10 protein-coding genes and 2 tRNA genes are annotated in these 7416 nt (G+C 30.9%); all 12 read right to left on the bottom strand.

Annotated elements, in window-relative coordinates; translation table 11 throughout:
* Positions 1-255 precede the first annotated feature (255 nt).
* Positions 256-329, bottom strand: a tRNA-Met gene (locus I5677_RS16930).
* Positions 330-375: 46 nt separating this feature from the next.
* Positions 376-457 (bottom strand) — tRNA-Tyr (locus tag I5677_RS16925).
* A 373-nt stretch (positions 458-830) separates the two neighbouring features.
* A complete protein-coding gene (locus I5677_RS16920) occupies positions 831-1340 on the bottom strand; it encodes a GNAT family N-acetyltransferase (protein WP_197662832.1) in 510 nt (169 codons plus the stop codon).
* A gap of 107 nt (positions 1341-1447) precedes the next feature.
* On the bottom strand, positions 1448-2026 hold the full coding sequence (locus I5677_RS16915) for a GNAT family N-acetyltransferase (protein ID WP_197662831.1): 579 nt from the start codon (positions 2024-2026) through the stop codon (positions 1448-1450).
* A 184-nt stretch (positions 2027-2210) separates the two neighbouring features.
* Positions 2211-2825, bottom strand: a complete 615-nt coding sequence (locus I5677_RS16910) for a LysE family translocator (RefSeq protein WP_197662830.1) — start codon at positions 2823-2825, stop codon at positions 2211-2213.
* 155 nt (positions 2826-2980) lie between these two features.
* Positions 2981-3529 (bottom strand): hypothetical protein, encoded by a 549-nt coding sequence (locus I5677_RS16905; protein WP_330617955.1) that lies wholly within the window; start codon positions 3527-3529, stop codon positions 2981-2983.
* 47 nt (positions 3530-3576) lie between these two features.
* Positions 3577-4137: a GNAT family N-acetyltransferase gene (locus I5677_RS16900; RefSeq protein WP_197662829.1), complete on the bottom strand. Its 561-nt coding sequence runs from the start codon at positions 4135-4137 to the stop codon at positions 3577-3579.
* A 91-nt stretch (positions 4138-4228) separates the two neighbouring features.
* Entirely contained in the window at positions 4229-4684 is a 456-nt protein-coding gene (locus tag I5677_RS16895; RefSeq protein WP_197662828.1) for a GNAT family N-acetyltransferase, read from the bottom strand.
* Positions 4685-4771: 87 nt separating this feature from the next.
* Positions 4772-5365: an HAD family hydrolase gene (locus tag I5677_RS16890; RefSeq protein WP_197662827.1), complete on the bottom strand. Its 594-nt coding sequence runs from the start codon at positions 5363-5365 to the stop codon at positions 4772-4774.
* Between the two features lie 47 nt (positions 5366-5412).
* Positions 5413-6126, bottom strand: coding sequence for a hypothetical protein (locus tag I5677_RS16885; RefSeq protein ID WP_197662826.1), 714 nt, complete (start codon positions 6124-6126; stop codon positions 5413-5415).
* A 145-nt stretch (positions 6127-6271) separates the two neighbouring features.
* Positions 6272-6910, bottom strand: coding sequence for a histidine phosphatase family protein (locus I5677_RS16880; protein WP_197662825.1), 639 nt, complete (start codon positions 6908-6910; stop codon positions 6272-6274).
* 130 nt (positions 6911-7040) lie between these two features.
* Positions 7041-7304, bottom strand: coding sequence for a methyltransferase family protein (locus I5677_RS17500; RefSeq protein WP_197662824.1), 264 nt, complete (start codon positions 7302-7304; stop codon positions 7041-7043).
* Positions 7305-7416 lie beyond the last annotated feature (112 nt).

The raw sequence follows: 7416 nt of genomic DNA, 5'->3' as shown, positions 1-7416 counted from the left end.
TGACGAGACACTAATACTTAGTATCATCTCTGATACATCTAATGAAAATCTATTTTTGGAGCCATGTGATAACTCCATATTTTTAGAATTTTCAGGGTTGTTTCACTGTTCAATTATCAAGGTTCATGATCATTAAAACACTACAGTTTCAATGTTTTCATCAGCTTTTATTTTGCTGCCGACAAGAAATTATTCTATCATATATTCTGTGTTATGTCAACTACTTTTTTAATGATTTTATTTATCTTATCGGAATTGCGGGGATAGGATTTGAACCTATGACCTTCGGGTTATGAGCCCGACGAGCTTCCAGACTGCTCCACCCCGCGATATTCAATATTATTACCAGCTTTAAATAAATTTATTAAAGCTAAATGGATGGGGAAGGATTCGAACCTTCGAAAGCGTAGCTAACAGATTTACAGTCTGCCCCCTTTGGCCTCTCGGGAACCCATCCATAGATTATTCAAGATTTACTTGTATTACAATAAATGTTATTAACTATTTATTGTATATCTCAATATTTGTTTTGCCACTCATCAGTAGCGGAAGTTCAGTATACTACATACGTAGAAAAATGTCAACCCTCAATTGTATTAATTTTTTCTGCAATTCAAACCAATCTAAGGTATTATCACAGAGACATCTTTATTAAAAAGATATTATTAATTAGTATCTTTTTTCATCCATAATCTGTTATCTAAGTTACAGAATACTTACCCCCTTAGATAATCTATCATCTGCCCGGCTTACTTTCTATAATTATGTCTTTAGATACAACTGTCCACGTTTCTATCATCTCCGATGTAGCTTTATGAATTTGTGTTACTCTACTTCAAATACTCATTTTCAAGTATGGATAAAACAATTAAAGATTCGAAATCACCCTCATTCATAATACATTCTCTTAAGGTTCCTTCTTCAATAAAACCTTCTGATTTATATAAAGCATAGGCGCGAGTATTATGTTGTCTTACATCCAGCCATAATCTATGTGCTTTTTTCATCCCAAAAGCTATCTCTTTGCATAGTTTAATGGTTTCCCTTCCATAGCCCATACCTTTCTTATTTATTACTATCCGCCTTAGTTCTATACTCCTGTTTTTATTTTTGATTCCAGCTATCATTACATATCCAATTGCTTCATTACTGATTTTTTCCCCTACAATTAAATGAAGAATATCTTCATCAAGCAGCATTTTATGATGTTCTTCTATGGTTTGCTGTCCAATGTAATTCATGTTTTCACTATCATGTTCCGTGTTGAGAACAAACTCTAAATCTATCTCTTCCGTCTTCCTAAGAATTAGTACATCTGACTGGACTAATATATTATTCATAAATTCCCCACCTACAATTTCGCATTTTTTTATATCAGTATTACATACAATGCTATTTCATATTAATATGTACCTTTCTAAAAAATATATATCCCCTTAATTAACGTTTATATGATATTCACAAGCTTATCTTTAATCGTTTCTAAAGCCTTATCATAGTCATTTGCATAAGTACCAAAGGTCTCATTCTCAACAAAATTATAACCCGCCTTAATATATATGGTAATGGCTTTATAGCTCCATGTCTGAGTATGAAGATAATAATCTCGATCTCCCTCCAAATCAATCATTCTTCTCATTCCTTCATATACAATTGCCTTTCCTAGTCCCAGCCCTTGATACTCAGGTTTCACACCAACCCAATGCACGGATGGATCTCTCCTACTTTGAGTATAATTCCACCAGTTTGTTAATGTTCCTATCTTTTTCCCGTCATCTGTTTCAATAAATAGTGACCTTCTCTTTAATTCATCCTTATGAGGTAAATATTCCTTTTGAAAATACTCTAAAGCTTCTTTATATGAATCAAATTCTCCAACAGAAACCATGATATCAGCCCAGTGTGTCTCATCACCGTCTGAATATAATTTAAATGTATATCCTTCAGGTAACCTAGCACTCGGTACTATCGTTCCACTGGTTCTTTTCATAATAATATTATAATATGGTAATGTTTTATCAAGCATTGTTACCTCCTGTATCAAATACTAATATTACGCGCTTAATGATTCTTTTCCTGATTTCTAAAGACTTGAGGTAACTTCTTGTAGCTACTATGTAATCGCTTACTGCGAGCTCTAGAGAAATCATTTGATTTCAAAGACTCCACTTCATGTCTATCAATGAAAATAATTGATCGTATATAACTTATTAATCATCACTAAGTGCCAGTTTAATAGCCATTCCTATAAAAATGAGACCAAATAGTTGTTGTATCCGATGAGTTATTTTAGGCGAAGAAACAATTAAACGCTTAAAGTAATTAGCGAGTATCCCATATAATATGAATACAATAAGCGTTAATCCCATAAAAATCAAACTCAATATTATCATTTGATACATATAACCGTGTTTATTATTCTGTATGAATTGAGGTATAAATGAGAAGAAGAATAAAGTAAGTTTCGGATTTAACATATTAATTAAAATTGCTTTTACTATAATTTTTAAAGTGCTTTTATCTTTAGATACATTATTGATTTTAAAACCATCTTTATCTTTAATCATACTCCAGCCAAGATAAAGTAAGTAAACAATCCCTATTATTTTGATTGTTTGAAAAACAAGTGCACTCATATGAAAAATTGCCGATAAACCAACAATACTTGCTATCAAGTGTGGAACAATTCCTACTGTACAACCAATTGCTGCAATAATACTGTCTTTCTTAGTACCCACTATCCCTGTAGAAATAGTATATATAACCCCTGTTCCCGGGATTATAATGATCAATAGCGATGTTAAAATAAATCCTAAGCTTATCAATGTTTTTCCTCCTTATTTAACTCTACTATAAAGAATCTACCTTTATAATACATTTTCATAACCAATTCTTGCATGATTCATATCTCAATTATTTAAATCTCTGTACCTCAATCAACTCTTGATCTTATCATATCTATTTAAGTTGTAGATTATGCTTATGAGAAATACCTATTAATTGTTTCATCGCTCCATACATGAGCTTCAATATATCTCTCAGCACCGTATTTTCCATCATCATTCCAATCCTGCGGTAGTCCATACTTTTCAATGATTTTTAGAATTTCATCATATGTATAAAGCTTTTTCCGATATTCCTTACCATCATTAATGGTCGGACTAAAGGTCGGCATTGAATCACCGTAAGTAAATGAAATAGTCTTTATATCAAATTCCTCAATAGGAATTTTTATAAAGGAGCTGTTTTCAAACCAAGTGCTTAACCATGGACTATGCTCAATTACCATATAATGCGGTGATGTCCTATTTATAACACCACCCTTTTTGGCAAATTCTGATCGGATTATATTCTCGCAATTGCGCCTATACTCCACATATTTATCATGTCTTTGTGCGCCTTGAGAATTTGGTTTTGTTACTTTTATCACGTCTAAAATAGATTTTGCTTCATCAATCGGCAAGTCTGACAAGCTGACAAATGGACCAATTGTTTTATCAAAATAATGATATAAATATATATCAATCACCACCAATTAACATGATTTTATGATAATTATTCATTAAAACATGAAAGCTACTTAAGTTTAAAATTTTCTTTTAATATTGCATACATATTACAATCTTCATAACCAATAGTACTTTTGTATTTTTGCTTTGCTAGTCCTTCAAATACCATTCCGCATTTTTGCATAACCTTACCTGACGCCGGATTATTTATAGAGTGGTATGTTTCAATTCTATTAAAATTAATTTTGAAGAAAGCATAATTCAATACTGCTTTCAAAGCTTCCGTAGCGATTCCTTTTCCCCAATATCTTTTTCCCAGACAATAACCAACATCACCTGAATGATCATTTTCGTTAACAACAAAAAGTACAATAGACCCTACAAGCTCATCACTTTCCTTCAGAGTTATTGCCCATAAATAAAATGATAATTTGTTATACGAATTAATCCAACCAGCTATTATATCTCTAGTTTCATTTATATTCTTATGTTTAGGCCACCTCATATACTTACATACGTCTTCATCATTAGTCCAATTATGAAACATACTTTTAGCATCACTTTGTAAAAATCTTCGTAGTAATAACCTGTCTGTTTCTATAGACATCGTTCCTTTATGCTCTAACATATTATCAACTCCTATGATCAAATCTCAGATGGCTGCTCATTGTAATTAAACACAATTACAATCTTCTTTTAAGAGCTTAAATCGTCGACCTTCATTTGCATTTTTTTTTAATAACTTCTTTAAAACCTAGCTTCTTCAATAGCTTCATTGATTTTTCATTAGCAGGATGTGTCTCAGCCCAAATACAATTATCATATTTCTCGAAAAACTTAAATATGAGCAATTTTGCACTCTCTGATGCATAGCCCGCATGCCAGAATTGCGGTAATATACGATACCCTAACTCATAGACACCATTCTCGCGTTTGACTAAGAAGACTAGACCTATATCAGTTTCAATATCTTTTATAATTATTTTATGCACATTTACTATTTCATCATGGTAGTTTTCTTTCCATAACTCAATAAAATATTGGCATTTTTCACTTTCCATTGAATGATATGATAGATACCTATTCACTAACGGATCATTATTAAGTGTGTATAAAAAATCCATGTCAGATTTTTGAAATTTCCTTAAAATAATTCTCTTTCCAACTAAGTCCATATTATATCTCCAATTATTAGTATTAAAACTTGATGGATATTAAATAATCTCTTGTGTTCGAAACGCCTGGAGCGTTAAGGTGATCGTTTATTCTAAAATCATACTGAATAGTTCTTTGAAATTTGTAATAGTCTTACCTTCATATTGTATATTTCTACTATTAAACATAATTGTGTTCATTCCAACTTTGCTTGCTGCTTCTAAATTTCCCTCTCTGTCATCTACATATAAACAATCTTCTGCCTTACACTCTAATTGTTCTATTGTAAGCAGAAAGATACGTTCATCTGGCTTTTGAATTCTCAAATCACCACTAATGCTAATTACATCAAAAAATTTATTAATATCAAATTTTTCTCTAAGATATTTGCTCCACCGGCTCGAATCATTTGAAATAATAGCCATCTTATAGTGTTTACTTATAGCCGATACAAAATCAAGAAAACCATCATTTATTTCTATCGTATCTAAATATTCTTTTTCAATTTTCTCTATATCACCACTAAAACCTAGACTTTCCCATACCTCTAACGATGTTAATTCTCCCACATCAGCTTTGAACCAAGAAGTGTATATTTCTTCTGGTTTCAAATCAGGAAATGTCCGTTGAACATATGGTACATAATCATCTCCCGTTTGCTTTATAATCACACCATACATATCTAATACTATAGCCTTCAAAGTAAAATATCCTTTCTGTCAAGTTTTTTCACAGATCCGTTCATAATTTATTTATCAATACCCATATCCCTTAATTTAACTATCTCAGTTTCGTTACCATTATCATTTAAAAGTAGTAATGAATTAATAATTCCTCTACTTGCATAATTCTTAATTTTACCAATCCCTTTAACCTCAATAATGTAATTACCCAAATCAATTTTATATATACGTGTTTCTTTACCATGAATTTCAAACTGAACTATCTCTCTTTGCTTATTATACATTTCAATTCCAGCTATATTATCATTAAAACCAACTATTGAAAACTGTTTTACTTCTTCTGAATAATTGGTTAATTTAAATTCGAACTTAAACTCTTCTATTTCTCCTTCAACGATTTTATATTCATAAGTATTTCCTGATGGTGCTATTGCTATCGAATTAAGTCCTACAGAATTTCCCATCATGTTTTGTATTAATGCACTATGAACTAAGTATATCGTTATAACAGTACAAATAAAAATAATGATTTTATGTTTTCTTTTGTTATTTGGTTTCATTGCTGAAGAACTATTTGATCGTAATAAAATGATTAAAAATAGAGTACCGAAATATATTACAGTTAAATGCATACCATCATGTCCATCTGTCCAAGCCTTCAATCCAATTACTTCAAGTAATATATCTCCCAATGCTCTGCTGTGTGGTGTAGTTATCATCATATAAAATAACAATGCCAATATAATTATAGGTACATATAGTTTTAATTTGTCTCTCATCTTCCCCACTACCTATCCATATATATATTATTAAAAAATCCCGAATAAAATAGAACATTACTAATAACTATGATTACACACCTATACCCATATAATGGCTATTAATACCCATCCCTGATAATAATCGATTATCTTATCTACACCATTACTCATGATCTATTCTCCTTAATGTATAAGATAAATGATCTATATAGTTATTTAAAGCTACTTTCATGTTCTTTCCATCTATTGCAATTTTATGAACACTTGTATTATAGCAATTTGTAATTTTACTTCTTTTGTTGTTCCATTCAATTCCCTTGACTAAATGATATATTATGTTAATAACTCCACTATGGGTAATTACCACTATATCTTCTTTTCTTTGATTAACTTCTTCTATTAGTTTATAAAACGAATGGCTTATTCTATCAAAAAACTCCCTTGGACTTTCTCCTCCCGAATAACTTTCATCCATCCCTAATGAGGCAAAATATAATCCCGGAAATGTCTTTTCAACTTCCTCATTTGGTAAACCGGCTATTATACCGTTATTTGTTTCTCTCCATTCTTGATTCAACTCAATTTCTATTTCAAATTTCTCAGCAATATAATATGCTGTTTCCTTTGCTCTGTTTAAATCACTACTTATTAATCTAGTGAATTTAAATATATCTTTATTTGCATATAAATGGTTAGCAAGTTTTTGGGCCTGTTTTCTTCCTTCCTCAGTTAAACCTCTTTGACTCCATCCACCTCTATATCCTTCTTCATCTTTTCCATGGCGTATAAAATAAATATCCAAATTTGAACCTCCAATACGTTCATATATGACGTCTAACATCTCATTATTTCCAATACTGTCATATCACAAAGCTTAAACTGAAATACTGATATCTACACCATAGGTTGTCAGATCCATTATCTAAAAATATCTAAATATAACGTCTCACTCTTTTCATATAATCTTTATATTCATCGCCAAATTCAAGAATACACCATCTTTCTTCAGAAAGAATAATCCAGTGTGTTGATACTTGGAAAGCTATAAGTAGTATTAATAATACTAACGAGTTTGAGAGAATTACACATCCTAGTAAATAGATAAAATATGCTAAATACATAGGATTTCTAGATATTCGATAAAGTCCATTTATGTTTATTCTATTACTATTAGGTTTCGCAGATAGTGTCAACATTTTTGTGTAAATAGATTTATGAGTACTTCAGGTTAAACATCTCCTGAAGATCATCATAAGCCATAGCAAAACCCCTGAGCTTTTTGGTAGACCAATTATTATTGTATTGAAC

The organism is Mobilitalea sibirica (assembly GCF_015999265.1).
GTDB classification, from domain to species: domain Bacteria; phylum Bacillota; class Clostridia; order Lachnospirales; family Lachnospiraceae; genus Mobilitalea; species Mobilitalea sibirica.
Note: the sequence above shows the minus strand (reverse complement) of the source record. Positions and strands in the feature narration are given on the sequence as shown.